The organism is Pseudomonas sp. RC10-4-2, from assembly GCF_050433085.1.
GTDB classification, from domain to species: Bacteria; Pseudomonadota; Gammaproteobacteria; order Pseudomonadales; family Pseudomonadaceae; genus Pseudomonas; species Pseudomonas aeruginosa.
On sequence record NZ_JBNPXX010000004.1, the window covers coordinates 321,339 to 339,747 of the forward strand.

General features: G+C 62.5%; 17 protein-coding genes. 8 read left to right on the forward strand and 9 right to left on the reverse strand.

Annotated features, from left to right (window positions below):
* Positions 1 to 27: 27 nt before the first annotated feature.
* The 7 genes from atpG to glmS all read left to right on the forward strand — a co-directional run bounded on the left by atpG (position 28) and on the right by glmS (position 7,462).
* Entirely contained in the window at positions 28 to 888 is an 861-nt protein-coding gene (atpG, locus tag FHW81_RS20290; protein WP_003097132.1) for a F0F1 ATP synthase subunit gamma, read from the forward strand.
* Positions 889 to 918: 30 nt separating this feature from the next.
* Positions 919 to 2,295 carry a F0F1 ATP synthase subunit beta gene (gene atpD, locus FHW81_RS20295; protein ID WP_003097130.1) on the forward strand — a complete coding sequence of 459 codons (1,377 nt, stop codon included), beginning with the start codon at positions 919 to 921 and terminating at the stop codon, positions 2,293 to 2,295.
* Between the two features lie 41 nt (positions 2,296 to 2,336).
* The gene (locus FHW81_RS20300) at positions 2,337 to 2,762 is read left to right on the forward strand and encodes a F0F1 ATP synthase subunit epsilon (RefSeq protein ID WP_003097128.1); all 426 of its coding nucleotides are present in this window, start codon (positions 2,337 to 2,339) and stop codon (positions 2,760 to 2,762) included.
* A gap of 120 nt (positions 2,763 to 2,882) precedes the next feature.
* Positions 2,883 to 4,247: a bifunctional UDP-N-acetylglucosamine diphosphorylase/glucosamine-1-phosphate N-acetyltransferase GlmU gene (gene glmU, locus FHW81_RS20305; protein WP_003114651.1), complete on the forward strand. Its 1,365-nt coding sequence runs from the start codon at positions 2,883 to 2,885 to the stop codon at positions 4,245 to 4,247.
* Positions 4,248 to 4,260: 13 nt separating this feature from the next.
* Positions 4,261 to 4,770, forward strand: coding sequence for a M23 family metallopeptidase (locus FHW81_RS20310; protein ID WP_106120532.1), 510 nt, complete (start codon positions 4,261 to 4,263; stop codon positions 4,768 to 4,770).
* Between the two features lie 67 nt (positions 4,771 to 4,837).
* Positions 4,838 to 5,611 (forward strand): DeoR/GlpR family DNA-binding transcription regulator, encoded by a 774-nt coding sequence (locus FHW81_RS20315; protein WP_003458389.1) that lies wholly within the window; start codon positions 4,838 to 4,840, stop codon positions 5,609 to 5,611.
* 15 nt (positions 5,612 to 5,626) lie between these two features.
* The gene (gene glmS / locus FHW81_RS20320; protein ID WP_003097120.1) at positions 5,627 to 7,462 is read left to right on the forward strand and encodes a glutamine--fructose-6-phosphate transaminase (isomerizing); all 1,836 of its coding nucleotides are present in this window, start codon (positions 5,627 to 5,629) and stop codon (positions 7,460 to 7,462) included.
* A gap of 53 nt (positions 7,463 to 7,515) precedes the next feature.
* Here the strand turns inward: glmS and FHW81_RS20325 are convergent, their stop codons facing one another.
* From FHW81_RS20325 to FHW81_RS20365, 9 genes are all read right to left on the reverse strand, one after another.
* The gene (locus FHW81_RS20325) at positions 7,516 to 8,721 is read right to left on the reverse strand and encodes an MFS transporter (RefSeq protein ID WP_023131432.1); all 1,206 of its coding nucleotides are present in this window, start codon (positions 8,719 to 8,721) and stop codon (positions 7,516 to 7,518) included.
* Between the two features lie 159 nt (positions 8,722 to 8,880).
* Positions 8,881 to 9,771: a 2OG-Fe(II) oxygenase family protein gene (locus tag FHW81_RS20330; RefSeq protein ID WP_003100219.1), complete on the reverse strand. Its 891-nt coding sequence runs from the start codon at positions 9,769 to 9,771 to the stop codon at positions 8,881 to 8,883.
* A gap of 47 nt (positions 9,772 to 9,818) precedes the next feature.
* The gene (locus FHW81_RS20335; protein ID WP_014603451.1) at positions 9,819 to 10,766 is read right to left on the reverse strand and encodes a 2OG-Fe(II) oxygenase family protein; all 948 of its coding nucleotides are present in this window, start codon (positions 10,764 to 10,766) and stop codon (positions 9,819 to 9,821) included.
* Positions 10,767 to 10,794: 28 nt separating this feature from the next.
* Positions 10,795 to 11,676: a 2OG-Fe(II) oxygenase family protein gene (locus FHW81_RS20340; protein ID WP_003100213.1), complete on the reverse strand. Its 882-nt coding sequence runs from the start codon at positions 11,674 to 11,676 to the stop codon at positions 10,795 to 10,797.
* A gap of 25 nt (positions 11,677 to 11,701) precedes the next feature.
* Entirely contained in the window at positions 11,702 to 13,132 is a 1,431-nt protein-coding gene (locus FHW81_RS20345) for a cytochrome P450 (protein ID WP_023131431.1), read from the reverse strand.
* Positions 13,129 to 14,070: a 2OG-Fe(II) oxygenase family protein gene (locus FHW81_RS20350; RefSeq protein WP_003100208.1), complete on the reverse strand. Its 942-nt coding sequence runs from the start codon at positions 14,068 to 14,070 to the stop codon at positions 13,129 to 13,131. Before FHW81_RS20350 ends, FHW81_RS20345 begins: the two co-directional genes overlap by 4 nt.
* On the reverse strand, positions 14,067 to 15,035 hold the full coding sequence (locus FHW81_RS20355) for a 2OG-Fe(II) oxygenase family protein (RefSeq protein ID WP_003100204.1): 969 nt from the start codon (positions 15,033 to 15,035) through the stop codon (positions 14,067 to 14,069). The genes FHW81_RS20350 and FHW81_RS20355 overlap by 4 nt, the downstream gene beginning before the upstream one ends.
* A 2-nt stretch (positions 15,036 to 15,037) precedes the next feature.
* Positions 15,038 to 15,772 carry a tRNA-dependent cyclodipeptide synthase gene (locus tag FHW81_RS20360; RefSeq protein WP_017001986.1) on the reverse strand — a complete coding sequence of 245 codons (735 nt, stop codon included), beginning with the start codon at positions 15,770 to 15,772 and terminating at the stop codon, positions 15,038 to 15,040.
* A gap of 457 nt (positions 15,773 to 16,229) precedes the next feature.
* Complete coding sequence (locus tag FHW81_RS20365) at positions 16,230 to 16,853, reverse strand: HAD-IB family phosphatase (RefSeq protein ID WP_004351894.1); 624 nt, start codon at positions 16,851 to 16,853, stop codon at positions 16,230 to 16,232.
* A 237-nt stretch (positions 16,854 to 17,090) separates the two neighbouring features.
* On the opposite strand from FHW81_RS20365, the gene cfaB reads away from it, so the two are divergent.
* Entirely contained in the window at positions 17,091 to 18,275 is a 1,185-nt protein-coding gene (gene cfaB, locus FHW81_RS20370) for a C17 cyclopropane fatty acid synthase CfaB (protein ID WP_003099645.1), read from the forward strand.
* Positions 18,276 to 18,409 lie beyond the last annotated feature (134 nt).

Below are 18,409 nucleotides of genomic sequence, written 5' to 3' on the forward strand. Positions count from 1 at the left end.
CCCGCCTGCTAACCCGATAGGTGTCAAATGGCAGGCGCAAAAGAGATTCGCAGCAAGATTGCGAGCATCAAAAGCACGCAAAAGATCACCAATGCCATGGAAAAAGTGGCGGTGAGCAAGATGCGCAAGGCACAAATGCGCATGGCGGCCGGCCGTCCCTACGCGGAGCGTATTCGCCAGGTGATCGGCCATCTGGCCAACGCCAACCCGGAATACCGTCACCCGTTCATGGTCGAGCGTGAAGTCAAGCGCGTCGGCTACATCGTGGTGAGCAGTGACCGTGGTCTGTGCGGCGGTCTGAACATCAACCTGTTCAAGTCCCTCGTCAAGGACATGAGCGGCTACCGCGAGCAAGGGGCGGAAATCGACCTTTGCGTGATCGGTAGCAAGGGCGCTTCGTTCTTCCGCAGTTTCGGCGGCAACGTCGTGGCAGCTATCAGCCACCTCGGCGAAGAGCCTTCGATCAACGACCTGATCGGCAGTGTCAAGGTGATGCTCGACGCATACCTCGAAGGCCGTATCGATCGCCTGTTCGTGGTCTCCAACAAGTTCGTCAACACCATGACCCAGAAGCCGACCGTGGAACAGCTGATTCCGCTGGTGGCCGATGACGATCAGGAGCTGAAGCACCACTGGGACTATCTCTACGAACCCGACGCCAAGTCGCTCCTCGACGGGCTGCTGGTGCGTTACGTGGAATCCCAGGTGTACCAGGCCGTGGTTGAGAACAACGCCTGTGAGCAGGCGGCCCGGATGATTGCAATGAAGAACGCTACCGACAACGCCGGCGAGCTGATCAGCGATTTGCAGCTGATCTACAACAAGGCGCGTCAGGCGGCGATCACCCAGGAAATCTCGGAAATCGTCGGCGGCGCTGCCGCGGTGTAAGAACAGGTTCAAAATTCAGAGGAACCAGACATGAGTAGCGGACGTATCGTTCAAATCATCGGCGCCGTGATCGACGTGGAATTCCCGCGCGATGCCGTGCCGAGCATCTATGAAGCCCTGAAGGTTCAGGGCGTTGAAACCACCCTGGAAGTCCAGCAGCAGCTGGGCGACGGCGTGGTTCGTTCCATTGCGATGGGTTCCACCGAAGGCCTCAAGCGTGGCCTGAACGTGGACAGCACTGGTGCTGCCATCTCCGTGCCGGTCGGTAAAGCGACCCTGGGCCGGATCATGGACGTACTGGGCAACCCGATCGACGAAGCCGGTCCCATCGGCGAAGAAGAGCGCTGGGGCATCCACCGCGAAGCTCCGTCCTATGCCGACCAGGCTGGCGGCAACGAGCTGCTGGAAACCGGCATCAAGGTGATCGACCTGGTCTGCCCGTTCGCCAAGGGCGGCAAGGTAGGCCTGTTCGGCGGCGCCGGCGTGGGCAAGACCGTCAACATGATGGAACTGATCCGTAACATCGCCATCGAGCACAGCGGTTATTCCGTGTTCGCGGGTGTGGGCGAGCGTACTCGTGAGGGTAACGACTTCTACCACGAGATGAAGGACTCCAACGTACTGGACAAGGTAGCCCTGGTATACGGCCAGATGAACGAGCCGCCGGGCAACCGTCTGCGCGTCGCACTGACCGGCCTGACCATGGCCGAGAAGTTCCGTGACGAAGGCCGTGACGTTCTGTTGTTCATCGACAACATCTACCGTTACACCCTCGCCGGTACCGAAGTGTCCGCACTGCTGGGCCGTATGCCGTCCGCGGTGGGCTATCAGCCGACCCTGGCCGAAGAGATGGGCGTTCTGCAGGAGCGCATCACCTCCACCAAGAAAGGCTCGATCACCTCGATCCAGGCCGTATACGTTCCCGCGGACGACCTCACCGACCCGTCCCCGGCGACCACCTTCGCCCACCTGGACGCGACCGTCGTACTGTCCCGTGACATCGCCTCGCTGGGTATCTACCCCGCGGTCGACCCGCTGGACTCCACTTCTCGCCAGCTCGATCCGCTGGTGATCGGCCAGGATCACTACGACACCGCTCGCGGCGTCCAGTATGTTCTGCAGCGCTACAAGGAGCTGAAGGACATCATCGCGATCCTGGGCATGGACGAACTGTCCGAAGCCGACAAGCTGCTGGTGGCGCGCGCTCGTAAGATCCAGCGCTTCCTGTCCCAGCCGTTCTTCGTAGCGGAAGTCTTCACCGGTTCGCCGGGCAAGTACGTTTCCCTGAAGGACACCATCGCTGGCTTCAAGGGCATTCTCAACGGCGACTACGATCACCTGCCGGAGCAGGCGTTCTACATGGTCGGCGGTATCGAAGAAGCGGTCGAGAAAGCCAAAAAACTGTAATCCTGTGCGCCCGGCGACGGGCGCTCATGTGAGGCAAGCGTATGGCCATAACAGTCCATTGCGACATCGTCAGCGCCGAGGCGGAGATCTTCTCCGGCCTGGTCGAGATGGTTATCGCGCACGGCGCTCTGGGTGACCTGGGTATCGCCCCGGGCCACGCGCCGCTGATCACCGACCTGAAACCGGGCCCCATCCGCCTGGTCAAGCAGGGCGGCGAGCAGGAGGTGTACTACATCTCCGGCGGTTTCCTCGAAGTCCAGCCGAACATGGTCAAGGTCCTCGCCGACACCGTGGTTCGTGCCGGCGACCTCGACGAAGCGGCCGCCCAGGAAGCCCTGAAGGCTGCCGAAAAGGCGCTGCAGGGCAAGGGCGCCGAGTTCGACTACAGCGCCGCTGCCGCGCGTCTGGCCGAAGCCGCAGCCCAGCTGCGCACCGTCCAGCAACTGCGCAAGAAGTTCGGCGGCTGATTTCCAGCCGGTACTTCTAGCGGTGTCAGGGAAAAGGGTAGCCTGTGGGCTACCCTTTTTTCGTTTTGCATCTTCACTCACAGGTTTTGCCTGTGACCACCAGGAACGGTAGTCCAGTCCATGTCCCTTGAAATCGTGATTCTCGCCGCCGGCCAGGGCACCCGCATGCGTTCGGCCCTGCCCAAGGTCCTCCATCCCATTGCCGGCAAGCCGATGCTCGGCCACGTCATCGACTGCGCGCGCCAGTTGCAGCCGGAACGGATCCACGTGGTGATCGGCCACGGCGCGGATCTGGTGCGTGAGCGGATGGCCGCCGACGACCTGAATTTCGTGCTCCAGGCCGAACAGCTCGGTACGGGCCATGCGGTGGCCCAGGCCCTGCCGTTCCTCAGTGCAGACCAGGTGCTGATCCTCTACGGCGACGTGCCGCTGATCCAGCTGGACACCTTGCAGCGCCTGCTGGCGCAAGTCACCCCGGACCAGTTGTCGTTGCTCACCGTCGACATGCTCGACCCCACCGGCTACGGCCGTATCGTCCGTGACGACCAGGGCGCGGTGCAGGCCATCGTCGAGCACAAGGACGCGACCCCGGCGCAGCGCCAGATCGGCGAGATCAACACCGGCATCCTCGCGGTGCCGGGCAAGCGCCTTGCCGACTGGCTCGGCCGCCTGTCCAACGACAACGCCCAGGGCGAGTACTACCTGACCGACGTGATCGCCATGGCGGTCGGCGACGGCCTGGTGGTGGCCAGCGCCCAACCGCTGGACGCGATGGAAGTGCAGGGCGTCAATGACCGCATGCAACAGGCCCAGCTGGAGCGTCACTACCAGCGCCTGCGCGCAGAGGAGCTGATGCGCCAGGGCGTGACCCTGCTCGATCCGCAGCGCCTGGATGTCCGTGGCGAAATCTCGGTCGGCCGCGACGTGCTGATCGACGTCAATGTGGTGCTGGAAGGCCGCGTGGTGATCGAGGACGACGTGCGCATCGGACCGAACTGCGTGATTCGCGACAGCGTCCTGCGGCGTGGCGCGGTGATCAAGGCCAACAGCCACCTGGAAGGCGCGGAGCTGGGCGAGGGTAGCGATGCCGGTCCGTTCGCCCGCCTGCGTCCGGGCAGCGTGCTCGGCGCTCGGGCCCATGTCGGCAACTTCGTCGAACTGAAGAATGCCCGCCTGGGCGAGGGCAGCAAGGCCGGCCACCTGAGCTACCTGGGCGATGCCGAGTTGGGCGCCAACTGCAACATCGGCGCCGGCACCATCACCTGCAACTACGATGGCGCGAACAAGTTCCGCACCGAGCTGGGCGACGATGTGTTCATCGGCTCGAACAACTCGCTGGTGGCGCCGCTGAAGATCGGCGATGGCGCGACGACCGCGGCCGGCTCCACCATCACCCATGAGGTTCCGGCGAAGAACCTGGCCTTCGGCCGCGCCCGGCAGAAGAACCTGGAAAACTGGAAGCGCCCGGAAAAAATCAAGAAGTAACGGAGCGGCACGGATGCCGAAGCCTGCGAAACGGATCGTGCTGGGGCTGCTCATAGCCTGGGCGGTGCTGCCCGAATGGCCGCGGATACCCGTCGAAGGCGCCAGTGCCCGCGACTGGAATCCGCGAACCTTCTGGTTCGAGCCCTGGGGGCGCTCCGGAGTGCACAAGGGCATCGACATCTTCGCCCGCAGCGGCACCCCCGTACGCTCCGCCAGCTACGGCCTGGTGCTCTATCGCGGGGAGATCGCCCTCGGCGGCAAGGTCGTCCTGGTGCTGGCGCCCAAGTGGCGCCTGCATTACTACGCCCATCTCGATAGCCTCGACACCTATCCGGGCCAGCCGGTCCTCGCCGGTTCCCGCCTGGGTGCGGTCGGAACCACCGGCAACGCGCGCGGCAAGCCGGCCCACCTGCACTACGCGATCATCACCTTGCTGCCCTATCCCTGGCTGGCCGACGCCAGCACCCAGGGTTGGAAGAAAATGTTCTACCTCGATCCCAATACGGTGCTGCCGAGCCGATGAAAAGTCATTGACGGGAATCGCCGGATAAGTTTTGATTCGCACACTTTTCTTTCGAAACGAAACTTAAGTGATCTCGAAACGTAATACGCCGCAACGTCGCCATGCCATCCTCGCGCTGCTTTCCGAGCAGGGCGAGGTCAGCGTGGACGCACTCGCCAAGCGCTTTTCCACCTCGGAAGTGACCATCCGCAAGGACCTCGCCGCCATGGAAAGCCACGGCCTGCTGTTGCGTCGCTACGGCGGTGCGGTGCCGATGCCGCAGGAACTGATCGGCGAAGCCGCACAGCCCGTCTCGCCCTACAAGCAGGCTATCGGTCGCGCCGCCGCGGCGCGCATCCGCGAGCATGCGCGGATCATCATCGACAGTGGCAGCACCACCGCGGCGATGATCCCCGAGCTTGGGCACAAGCCGGGCCTGGTGGTGATGACCAACTCGCTGAACGTGGTCAACGCCCTGCGCGAACTGGAGCACGAGCCGGTGCTGCTGATGACCGGGGGGACCTGGGATCCGCATTCCGAGTCGTTCCAGGGGCAGGTTGCCGAGCAGGTGCTGCGTTCCTATGACTTCGACCAACTATTCATCGGTGCCGACGGCATTGATCTCGAACGCGGGACGACCACGTTCAACGAATTGCTGGGCCTGAGCCGGGTGATGGCCGAGGTCGCCCGCGAGGTGATCGTCATGGCCGAGGCCGACAAGGTCGGTCGGCGCATTCCCAACCAGGAATTGCCCTGGAGCAGCATCCATACCCTGATTACCGACGAGCGCCTGGAACCTTCCGCGCGCGAACAGATAACCGCCCGGGGCGTCACGCTGATCTGCGCCCCGGTCGAGGCCTGAAAGGAGAAAGACCCCATGTGTGGAATCGTAGGCGCGATCGCCGAGCGCAACATCACCCCCATCCTCATCGAAGGCCTCAAGCGCCTCGAGTATCGCGGCTACGACAGCGCCGGCGTGGCGGTCTTCGATAACGAAGGCAGGCTGCAGCGCTGCCGCCGGGTCGGCAAGGTCGCCAGCCTGGAGGAAGGCCTGGCCGGTACGCCGCTGCTCGGCCGCCTGGGCATCGCCCATACCCGCTGGGCGACCCACGGCGCGCCAACCGAAGGCAATGCCCACCCGCATTTCTCCAGCGACGAACTGGCGGTGGTGCACAACGGCATCATCGAGAACCACGAACCTCTCCGTGAGCGGCTCAAGGGCCTGGGCTACGTGTTCACCTCGCAAACCGACACCGAGGTCATCGTCCACCTGCTGCATCACAAGCTGCAGTCCATCGGCGACCTGACCCTGGCGCTGAAGGACGCGGTCAAGGAATTGCACGGGGCCTATGGCCTGGCAGTGATCAGCGCGGCGCAGCCGGACCGCATCGTCGCCGCCCGCAGCGGCAGCCCGCTGGTGATCGGCCTCGGGCTTGGCGAGAACTTCCTCGCTTCCGACCAACTGGCGCTGCGCCAGGTGACCGACCGTTTCATCTACCTGGAAGAAGGCGATATCGCCGAGATCCGTCGCGACAGCGTGCGCCTGTGGGATGTCCAGGGCAACGACGTGCAGCGCGAGACCGTGCAGTACCACGAAGGCGCCGAAGCCGCCGACAAGGGCGAGTACCGGCACTTCATGCTCAAGGAAATCCACGAGCAGCCCAGCGTCGTGCAGCGCACCCTGGAAGGCCGCCTCGGGCAGAACCAGGTAATGGTGGAAAGCTTCGGCCCGCAGGCGGCGGAGCTGTTCGCCAAGGTTCGCAACGTGCAGATCGTCGCCTGCGGTACCAGCTACCACGCCGGCATGGTCGCCCGTTACTGGCTGGAAAGCCTGACCGGGATTCCCTGCCAGGTGGAGGTCGCCAGCGAGTTCCGCTACCGCAAGGTCGCGGTGCAGCCGGATTGCCTGTTCGTCACCATCTCCCAGTCCGGTGAGACTGCCGACACCCTGGCTGCCCTGCGCAACGCCAAGGAGCTGGGCTTCCTCTCCAGCGTGGCGATCTGCAACGTTGCCACCAGTTCGCTGGTGCGCGAATCCGACCTGACCCTGCTGACCCAGGCCGGCCCGGAAATCGGCGTGGCCTCGACCAAGGCCTTCACCACCCAGTTGGTCGCCCTGCTGCTGCTGACCCTGGGCATCGGCCAGGTGCAGAAGCGCCTGGCCGATGGCGTCGAAGCCGAGCTGGTGGACGAACTGCGTCGCCTGCCGACCCGGCTGGGCGAGGCGCTGGCGATGAACCGGACGGTGGAGAAGGTTTCCGAGCTGTTCGCCGAGAAGCACCACACCCTGTTCCTCGGCCGTGGCGCGCAGTTCCCGGTGGCCCTGGAAGGCGCGCTGAAGCTCAAGGAAATTTCCTATATCCATGCCGAAGCCTACCCGGCCGGCGAACTCAAGCATGGCCCGCTGGCGCTGGTGGACAGCGACATGCCGGTGGTTACCGTGGCGCCGAACAACGAGCTGGTGGAGAAGCTCAAGTCGAACCTGCAGGAAGTCCGCGCCCGCGGCGGCGAACTGGTGGTGTTCGCCGACGAAGGCGCGGGCATCGAGGCCGGCGAGGGCACCCATGTGGTGGGCATGCCGCACATCGGCGACGTGCTCTCGCCGATCCTCTACACCATCCCGTTGCAATTGCTCTCGTACCATGTCGCCGTGCTCAAGGGCACCGACGTCGACCAGCCGCGCAACCTGGCCAAGTCGGTCACCGTCGAGTAACGCCGGCCGCGTACCCGAAAGCCGGGGCAGGCATGCGGCCCCGGCGCTCGCCGTCAATCGCGCAACGGCAGCGCCTCGTCGCTCCTGCGGCTGGCGAACCAGTCCAGCACGGTGAGCCAGGCGCCGATCCCCAGGCCGATGCCCAATACCCACAGGGTGGCGGGCGGCCCCTTCAGCTCCAGCAGTCGCACAGCCAGGGGCACGCTGGCGAGAATGGCGATGTTGTTGAACGTCTCGGCGAACGACAGCACCATGCCCTTGTCCGGCCCGGAGCGCGAGGCGAGTACCACCGTGCCCGCCGGCGCGCCCAGGCCCAGCGCGGCGCCCCAGGCGCCCAGGCAGCAGAGCGCCACGGGTAACGGTAGCGGCAGGAGCATGAAGGTCGACATCGATAGCACCAGGAGCGCCAGCACCAGCAGGAGCATGTCTTCGTCGCGCTTCAGATAACGTCGCAGGTAACCCGCGGCGAGGTTGCCCACGGCCAGGCCCACGCCGAAGGCGGCGATGCTGACGCCTATCTGCGCGGTGCTGAAGCCGTAGCGCTGGCGCAGCACCTCTCCCGAGAGAAGCAGGCCGGCGACCCCGGTGCCGTTCCAGGCACCCTTGGCGATCAGTGGCCTGAGGATGCTCCATTGCCTGCACCAGCCCAGCGCATGGCCCTCGGCGCGCGGTGCCACGGCTTGCACGGGAAGGCGCTGGCGTGCCATCAGGAAGACCAGCACGCAACCGCACGAGACCATCAGGAAGGGCGCCGCCCAGCCGAAGAAGTCCGAGAGGAGGCCGGCCAGTGCCGGGCCGGCGGCAATGCCGAGGGTCATGCCGAGCATCACCTGGCCCATGGCACCGGCCTGTCTTTGCGGGGCGACCACCTCCGCGACCAGGGCGAAGGTGGTCGGGATGATGATTGCCGAGGCGATGCCCCCGATCACCCGCAGGACGACGGCAATTTCCAGGGTCGGGGCGATGACGATGGCCAGAGTATCGACCGCGAAGAGGACCAGGGCGAGCAGCAGCAGCTTCCTGCGTTGCATGCGGTCGGAGAAGTAGCCCAGCAACGGCGCGGCGATCGCATAGGAGAACGCGTAGCTGGAGATCAGCCAGGCGGCGCCGCTGGTAGTGGTGTGGAACGCCTGCGCCAGCGGCCCGAGCATGGAGGACAGCATGAACTCGGTCACGCCGACGAAGAATACGGCCATCGACAGGGCCAGCAGGAACAGGCCGTCGAGCTTCTGTGAAGGCGGGGAAATTTTCTGCTTCATGATGTTCTCTTTGGCTGAATGAGCGGACGAACGCCAAGTGGGCGCCGGCTCGTGGAGCCGGCGCCAGGGTCAGGGATGAGTTGATCTGCCGAGGACTGGGGAAGGAAAGCCGACTTTGCGGCGGCTCTCCGGGGAATGCAGGTACTGCGGGGAGGAGGGTCAATATAGACCCTGGGTATTCTCTTGGTAAGTATTGTGCAGAATTTCGTTGAGGAACATTTCGAAATCTGCTTCCAGCACCAGGCCGTGGCCTGGAAGATAGCGAAACAGGCCAGGGCATGTCCGTGGGTCCAGGCTGCTATCCACGAACAGGGCATAGGAGAAGCGATCGGCTTGGCCTGGCAATTGTTCCTGCACTCGGTGAGCGACGGCGGCGACAGGAGTGGCCGAGTGACGGGTCAGTATCTCCATCGCGCAGCCGAAGTTGACGATGAATTCGCCGGGACGGGGCGAGACCGGCAGCCAGTCTCCCTCGCGAAGAACCTCAAGTCCAGGCTCCAGCGAGCGCAGGATGGTCACCCAACCCGAGTCCTTGTGCACATTCAGCCCGCGGGCCCGGACGTGGCTGCGGAAATGGTTAAAGGTCAGGTGATAGGTGCCTTGCATGGAGAGGCAGCGTCCCGTGGCCTCGTCCCACAGCTCTACCGGCAGGTCCAGTTCCGCGAGTACGGCCCGCAGCACCTCGAGACTGAAACTCCGCATCCGTTCGGCCTGCCGCAGCAAAGGGCCTGGGAACACTGTCTGCCAGAATCGGCTCTCGAGGAAGAACTGCTCGACCTGGTCGACGTCGCGGGAGAAATATCCTTCCCGGCGCGCCAGCCGATCTTCGGTCCACTGCGAGAAACCCTGGTAGGGCGCGCCGAGGCCCTCCTGGCGAGGCAGGTAGAAGTTGCGGGCGAAGGTATCGCCGGCTGCCAGGTCCAGGCTCGGTGACTTGACGAAGAAGAACCCGTCGGCGATGGCGCGGGCGAAGCCATCGCTGCTGTCGAAGCGTAGCTTTCCGTCGATCAGTTCGGCCGAAGCCAGAGCATAGGTGGCGTTTGGGTTCATCGTTTGTCATCCCCGGGACCGGTTGGGTGAACTCCTCTGGCATGGGGTCAGAGGAGGATGTCGTCGTTGTAGGTCCGGCTGACCTCCTGTTCGGCGAATTCGAGGACCGTCTGTACCTTCTGGGCTCCGGCCGGACCGTATCGGTAGATGTCGCCGCCCAGATCGCTATCCAGGAAAACGACATAGGAGTAGCGTTCGTCCGGGCTCGCGCGCTCGGTGCGGGCTACCCCGTGGACATTAGCGTGGACCTTTCTCGACAGGTGTTCGGAAAGTACTTCCATGGAACTGCCGAAGTTGATGATGAGATGGCCAGGCAGTGGGTTGATCGAGCGGAGCTGGCCGTCGATATAGGCGATCAGTCCGGGTTCGGTGGAGCGCAGGACGGTGACCCAGCCCGAGTCTCGATGGAACTTGGAACCACGGATCGGCTTGCTGGCGCGGAAATGATTGAAGCCGAACATCTGGTGGCCCTGTCCTTCGGACAGGCCGCTGGTCAGGCGTGCCCATTCCGCGCGGGGGATGTCTAGCTCCGCGAGCACCGCGCGCAGGACGCCAATACCCAGCTCCGCCATTTGTACGCCCAGTGCAGCCACGGCCTCAGGTATAAGAGACCAGTTGCCTCGTTCGATGTAGACGTTCTCCCACTGATCGTGCTCCCTGTCGAAATAGCCTTGGTAGGCCCCTGGTATCTGGCATTCCTTGAACCCCGTATAGGTGGACAAGGCGCCCTCTGCTCGGGGAAGGAAGCAATTGCGGACGAATAGGTCGCCAGGGCAGAAGTCCATCCGAGCTGGAACTTCCAGCAGGAAGAAGCCGTGCCTGCGCGCCTGTTCGAAGCCGTCTGGATGATCGAAGACGAGTCTGCTTTCCAGCAGGCGCGATCGCGCCATCTCGATGGGTGGGTATTGGTGGACCTGGCTCTCCAGTGGCATTGCCGGAAGGTTGACCGGAGCGCGTAGCGTCGGAGAGCTGGCGGTTTTCGGTTTCGTGTTCACTGGCGCCTCCTGCGAAGGATGTATGGGCTCAGCGATGAGCCGTCTCCACCTTGGGATGGAATTCGTAACCCATTTCCGCGGCTTTGCGTTTCTGAAACTCGAGGAAGGATTGCACCGGCTTAACGGTCTCGCCGCTGATCTGGTACAGGTCCTGGTCCCAGCGCGGACCGATGTAGGAACCGAAGGTGAACCTGTCCGCTTTTCGCTCTTGCGGTTCCATTCTGCGGACGCGGTGATAGCTGGCCTGGACAGGGGTGGCGGACTTCTCGGTTAGGAGTTCGAAGGAGTGTCCAAGTACCAGGGTGAAATGGCCGGGCATGGGATCGAAAGGAATCCAGGAGCCATTTTCCAGCGACTCCAGCCCAGGCTCCGTGGTGTAGAGCAGGGTGGTAAAACCGCTGTCCTTGTGGGCGGTGAGACCCACCGGGTGGGCGCTGTCAGCGCGGAAATGATTGAAGATGCAGTACTGCAGCGCCTGGTTGGAAGACATGCCGCCGGCTATCAGGTCGAAATGTCTTTCCTCGATGCCGACCAGCGCGAACAGTTGCGAGAGAACACTGCGGTTCAGGTCGTTCATTGCCCAAAGCAGGTCGGCGGCGGGGGCGGGAAGATATTCCCGCCACAGGCCGCATTCGATCTGCAGCAGTTCGTCCTGGTCGGCACCTGTGCGGGAATAGCCCAGCAGGGACTTGCCGAGATCCTTGCGATGGAACCCCCGGAAGGCGTTGTCGGCGTCTACCTCGGGTTCCAGATAATAGCTCTGGGCCAGGGCGATGCCGGCCGAAAAGTCCCAGCCCCGTGGGTGCTCGAGGTGGAAGGCACCTAGCTTGCGCGCGCGACTGAAACCGTCTTCTTCCTTGAAGTGCAGCATGCCGTCGAGCATCCGGGCGGATGGAAGGATATTGCTCATCAAGCGTTCTCCATGACGTACAGGTTCACAGGGCGGCGGCCCTGGCAGTGAGGATGATGTTTCCCGAACGTCGGGGCCGCGGCATGGAACTGTGAGGTGCCAGCGTGGAGTCGGCTTCTGTCACGCAGACCTTGTAGAGGCGGTACAGCTCCGTCAGGATCAGCGCCTGTTCCCTGACGGAGAACAGGCGGCCTGGGCATTTGCGCGGGCTTCTATGGGTGTTGACCATGTTGAAGGAGTTGATTTCGTAGCGGTTCCTGGCCAGCAGCGACACGGCCTGGCCGTGGCTGGTCTGGTTGCGGATGAGCTGCCGGATGTTGTCCGTATCGAACCGCTCGGCGTGGGGGAACAGCGACGCGTCGCGATTGGCCCGCCGTCGATCGAGCCAGAGCATCGTATTGGCGGGAATCGTAACCTCGGTGCCGCGATGGCGGATGCGTATCGGCCGGTTGGTCCGGCGCCACAATGCAGTGGGGTTGCTGCCACCCAGGCGGATCGCTTCAAGCACCAGTAGGTAGGCCTCGTCCAGCGCTTGTTCCGGGTTGTCTACTACACCCAGCAGACGTTCTTTCTCGGCTGGATTGTCCTCCAGGTAGGTGAGCGTCCAGAGCAGACTGAGGGCCGTGGTGTCATAGGTCGCGACGATGATCGTACCCAGTTCCTTGAGTGATGCGGCATCCAGCGCTCGTATGGTTTCGCGTGTGAAGGGCCGGGAGAAGCAGTCGAACTGGGCGAGGATCATGTTCGTTGGAGGAGCCCGGACAATCGATTCGTAGTTCGAATCCAGCATGTCGCGCGTCATCTCGACGATCATGTCGGCGTTCTCGATCGATTCCGGATTCATCTTGCTGATGACCTCCGAGGCGATCTCGAAGAAGTCCCTGGCGATCACTCCGTATTCGGTGCTTTGCAGGTAGTGGGTCAGGGGCTTCTGATGAAAATCCAGGACGCCGGGCAACCCGCTGTCGATGCGCGCTACCATGTGCAGGCAGAAGTCCTGCAAGGGCAGCGAGCGACCTGCCACCTCTCGCAGGTAGTGTTGGGCCATTTCGCGTACATGCGGGTCCAGACTGGTAACGAACCGGTTGCTGCCGAGCACGCGTTCGACCACGGCGCGCTTGGCCTTGCGTCGCTCGTCCTGCGCGGGCAGGGAACCGAGGAAGGAACCGAAGAGCTCGGCGTTCGCATTGATCGAGGGCGCCAGATCCTCGTCGTCGACGAGGGGCGCGTTGGTCGTCTGGTAGAGCGCCAGGTCGTCTCCGAGCCAGAAGGTACAGAGTCCTTCGTTGTTCTCCGCCAGTTCCGCGATGCCGGAACGGGCGAAGTAGGTGGAGGCGTCCAGGCCCTGGCACACCGTGGCATGGTGGAAAGCCTCGGCGTGTCCGGTAGCCGGACAAGAGCCGGAATGATGGGCGATGAGGCCGGGGAAGGGCGCGCTATTCTCTTTGCTGTTCATGGGCGCAGGTACCGGTTTGCGTGGTCGTCGGCTGGGGCGGCGGCCCCAGGCCCTTCGGCGATGCCGAAATCGGTATAGCTGTCCTTCCAGGTCTGCTCGTTGAATTCGCGAAGGAAGGTCTCTACCGGAATGACCGGCTCGGCGCGCTGGCCGTCGGCGGTGAGGCTGTAGAGCGCGCCGGTCGCAGGTGGATTGAGGAATGCCGCGAAGGAGTAGCGATCGCCCCGCTCCACCGTCGATGAACTCTGTCGGACCTGGTGGAGAACCGCGGCGGCCGGGATTGGCAACCTGGCGGTGAGAAGTTCCAGGCTGCCCCCGAAATTGATCAGGAAATGCCCTTCCATGGGGGGGACCTCGACCCATCCTTCCTCGAGTCGCGCCTGCAGGCCTGGCTGGTCGCAGTACAAGACGGTGACGAAGCCGGTGTCCTTGTGCGCTGGAGCGCCCTGCATGTTGCGCTCGGGTCGGTAGTGGCTGACGGCGAACCAGGTGACGCCCTTCCCTTCGCTGGTCCCGCCGGTGACGTCGGGCCACAACCGTGGCGCTACGCCGAGGCTGCCGAGGATCTCACGCAGGATGAGCCGGGCGATCTCGTGCATCCGTTCGCACAGTCGGTTCACTTCGTCTGGAAACGACGCCTGGCGTTGTCTGGCGTCGGCAAGGATATGTTCGGTCTGGAAGTTCTCCCGGTCGAAATAGATGTCGGGAAGGTTCCTGAAACCCCGGTAACGGGCGTCTGCATGGGGCTCTTCCACGGCAGGTTGGTAGAACTCTTGGGCGAAGCGGATACCTGGTGCGAGATCCAGTTCTTCTGGAATACGCAGGGCGAAGAAGCCGTCGCGTAGCGCCCGCGCAAAGCCATCCGCCTGGTTGAAGACCAGGTGCCTGGAATCATCCAGATAGGCCTTGCAGGGATGGAACTGGGGAAGCCCGCTCATGGATTGTCCGTCTCCCTGATGACCGTACCCTGGTAGATCTCCTCGTCGTTCGCGTCGATGATGTCGCGCGAACTGCAGACTCTCCTGAGTCCCTCTCCCGTTGCATAGCTGTAGATGCCTGCCTCGGTGCCGGGAGTGCAGTGACTGGAGGTGAAATGAGCGAAGCTGCAGCGGTCGTGGGTCTGATGCCTGACCCTGTGCATGATGGCCCTGACGGGTGTGGAGGAGCCGCGAGTAAGCACTTCCATGGAGAGACCAAAGTTGACCACGAAATGATCGGGTGAGGGCTCCAGCGCCTCCCAGCGATCATTGCGGTTGACTTCCAGCCCCGGTTCGGTGGTGCGTAACAGCGTCAGGAACCCATCGTCCTTGTGGGAAGCCAGCCCGACACCCGCGAAGCGCGGGCGATAGTGATTGAAGGTTAAATGGTAGGAACCCTGGGCGTCCGAGGCACCGCCGGTAGCCAGGCTCCAGAATTCCGGATCGATGTCGGTGAGCGACAGGATGGCACGCAGCAACTGCCGACTGTAAGCGGTCAGCTGTTCGCCGGCCTGGAGGATTTCCTCTGGGTAGTGGGTTTTCCAGAAGCGTCGTTCCAGCAGGAATTGCTCGATCTGGTTGATTCGTTCATGAAAACCCAGCAGGGGATCGTCGAAGGTTTCCGCTGTGAGTTCGCGAAATGCACCGTAGGGGGCGATGGCCGGGCCCTTGAAGAAATTGCTGGCGAACAGGTCGCAGTCGCGGACCTGGAAATCGTCCGGTATTCGCAACAGGAAAACGCCATCTCTCAACGCCGCCACGCGGGTTTGTTCGGAGGGGAAGACCAGATGCTCGTCCTCCAGATAGGCCTCTTGCAGTTTTGCCAGGGTATCTACAGGACGTTTATCGATTCTCTTCTCGTAGACATCCTGGTAGATCGAACCTCGGTTCAATTGCCAGGCCACCGGCTTGGGAGAGGAACTCATTCCTATCTCCTTTTCAATTGCAGGGAAACCACGGTAAGTTTCTGCAATTCATCGAGCATTCCTGGAAAGTCACCCGCTGCTATTTCTGCCAACGTACTGAAAGCACCGGGATAGGCCATGACTTTGAAGCCTTTTCTTACTAGGCAGGCGAATACGGAAAACTCTTCGAGAAAATATCGCGAGGAAAAGTCGAGGCGATGCCTCTGCTGTTCTTCACTCAACTTCTCCCAATTATGCCGGTGGTAGTTTCTTCCAAACTTTTCCACCGAATCTCGGAATCCAGAGTGCTCCAGGAAATAGTTACGCAAACTTGTATAGAAATCCTTGCATTCTGTACTGGCCTGGATCTCCGAACAGGTTATGTACTCGAAGTCCGTGGCGTGTCGGTAGGCATCGACGATGAGCCGGCTTTCCTCCATGAACGCGTCGCCCAGTCTGACGGCCTCGCGGCGGGCATCTTCCTCGGGCATGTCCCGCGTGGACTGCAAGGTAATCCGGTGAATATGGTCGCCTATCAAAATACTGCATTTCTCAAAGCGCCGAGCCGCCCACTCGACCATGGAATGGAAGCGGTTGGGAGTGAAATTTCTATTTTCCAGGCTGACGCCCAGAAAGCACTTTGGCTCGTCCTCAAAACTGTTACGCCTGGTGTGTGGTGAAACGAAAGCGATCTTCGCTTTATACCGCTCACCCGCTAGAAGGCTTCGTGTGCTGAAATCTTCCGCTATCAGGTTCATTGGCTAATTCCAGAAATAATGAATTGTTCGAATTATTTGCGTAAATTGGTTTTCGCAACTTCTGGGCGTTGTGAGGGTAAGCGCTGTAGAATATCGAACAACTATTAATTTTAATGGGCGGAGAAGAAATCCAGATTTCCGGATATTGCCGGAAGCCCTATAGGGCAAATAGCCACCAATAGGCCTAAGTCCAAGCCAGACCGAGAATTTTCTTTTTCGCTGACTGCCGCTTCGAGATGACCGAAGAGGTTTCCGGCAGACCAGATTCCTCTTGCCGGTTCCGACCAAACGTCGATCTGGTTTTGGCCATCGGTTGATGGCGAAAGGCTATTTTTCTGCGGGCATCGGCTTTTTCGCAGGCGATGGTTTCAGGCCAGCCAGCTTTCTTCGGCTCCGAAGGGGGAGCGCTACCAGCAGTCCCGTTTCAAGTGGGTTACGGTTCCTTGAGGCGAACCGGTCAGCGGAACGGTTTCCAGAAGCGCTCCAGCGCCGCCGCCAGCAGTTCCGTATCGCCGCGCGAGTCGCCCCAGGCGCGCAGGGAGTATTGGGTCAGCGGACCGTAGTGCCGCTCCAGGCGGCAGACTTTCTCGTCGCGCCGGCAGTTGCGGCCGACGATCCTGCCGGTCAGTACGCCGTCTACCACTTCCAGCTCGGTGGCGATCAGGTGCACGCCGAGCTTCTCGGCGAACGGCCTGAGTAGCAGCGAAGGGGAGGCGGAACAGATGGTCACGGTGCTGCCGCTGCTGACCTGGTCGGCCACCGCGGTCAATGCGTGGGGACGCATCAGTGTTTCCCAGAAGCGGTTCTGGTAGGCCAGCGCCCGCTCTTCCAGCACATCTACGGGCACATCGGTGAGGAAGGTGGCGATCAGGCGCGCCTTCAGGTCGTCGCGGTCGATACGCCGGCAGAGATAGGCCAGGCTGGGTCCTGCCATGCGCAGCATGCGGCGGACGAACACCCGGTTGCCGAAGGCGAAACGCAGGAAGGGCACGAAGCTGTCTCGGTATGTCAGGGTACCGTCGAAGTCGAACACGGAGAGAAAGCGTACTTCGCGTGTTTCGAGGGATACGGTCTCGTTCATCGGCATTCCTTATGTCGCTTCCGCTTCCTTTGACAGGGTGTATGCGTCATTCCGTTATTGCAGCAAGGGAAAGTTTGTATATCAGAACTGTCAACTATCCATGGGCAGACTGGCTGCTAACCTGAATCGGAGTGCTCAGGGGTTTTGCATCGATAGATAGGAGGCTAAGTAGTCGATAGCAAAACTCTATCAGGTACTGGACTATAGTGTTCCCGTCTTGTGACCAGGAGGTTTGGCATGATTGCACAGCTCCCCTCTGAGTTGCTGTCCCTGCAACTGCCGTTGCGGATCCGCATCGGCGATGCTCAGGCGTTCGATCTGGGGCCGGATCCACAGGTAACCATGGTCATTCGCGACCCCTCGCTGCTAACCGAGATCACCCATCCCAGCCTCGATGCGCTGGGCAAGGCCTACGTCGAGAAGCGTCTCGACATCGAAGGACCGATCAGCCAGGTCATCGGTATCGGCGATGCCCTCAGCGAAGCGCTCGGCGAACCCGATGGCGGCGCGCCGCCGGTTCGCGAAAGCCATGACAAGGACACCGACGCCGAAGCCATCCATTACCACTACGACCTGTCCAACGACTTCTACCAGCTCTGGCTGGATCCGGAAATGGTCTATTCCTGCGCTTATTTCGAGACCGGCAAGGAAGACCTCGCCACCGCGCAACTGGCCAAGCTCCGTCACCTGTGCCGCAAGCTGCGTTTGCAGCCGGGCGAGAAGCTGCTCGATGTCGGTTGCGGTTGGGGGGGGCTGGCGCGCCTGGCCGCTCGCGAGTTCGGCGTCGAGGTCACCGGCATCACATTGAGCAAGGAGCAGCTGGCGCTCGGCCGGGAGCGAGTCAAGGCCGAAGGCCTGGAGGACCGAGTCACCCTCAAGCTGCTGGATTACCGCGACCTGCCGCGCGATGGCCGCTTCGACAAGGTGGTCAGCGTCGGCATGTTCGAGCACGTCGGGCACGCCAACCTGGGGCTGTACTTCCAGCAACTGTACGATGCGGTGCGTCCCGGCGGCCTGGTGATGAACCACGGCATCACCTCGCGCTACACCGACGGCCGCCCGGTTGGCAAGGGGGCCGGCGACTTCATCGATCGCTACGTGTTTCCCCACGGCGAGCTGCCGCACCTGTCGCTGGCGGTGGCGCGGATGAGCGAAGCCGGGCTGGAAGTAGTCGACGTGGAAAGCCTGCGTCTGCACTACGCCCGGACCCTGGACTTCTGGAGCGCCAACCTGGAAGCCAGGCTGAAGGAGGCGGCTCGCCTGGTGCCCGAGGAAACCCTGCGGATCTGGCGGCTGTACCTGGCCGGATGCGCCTACGGCTTCAAGCGCGGCTGGATCAACCTGCACCAGATCCTCGCCATTCGCCCCCACGAGGATGGCTCCCACGAGCTGCCCTGGTCGCGGCGCGACCTGTACGCCTGAACGCCGGCGACCGGCTCCCTTGCGGAGCCGGTCGCGCAATCGGTCCTTGCTGATTGTCCTGCGTGGCGGGGCGGTCTAGTCTGCACGAAGTCCTGCGCGGTCGAAGGAAGCCGGGACGCTTCCGCGACAGCGCG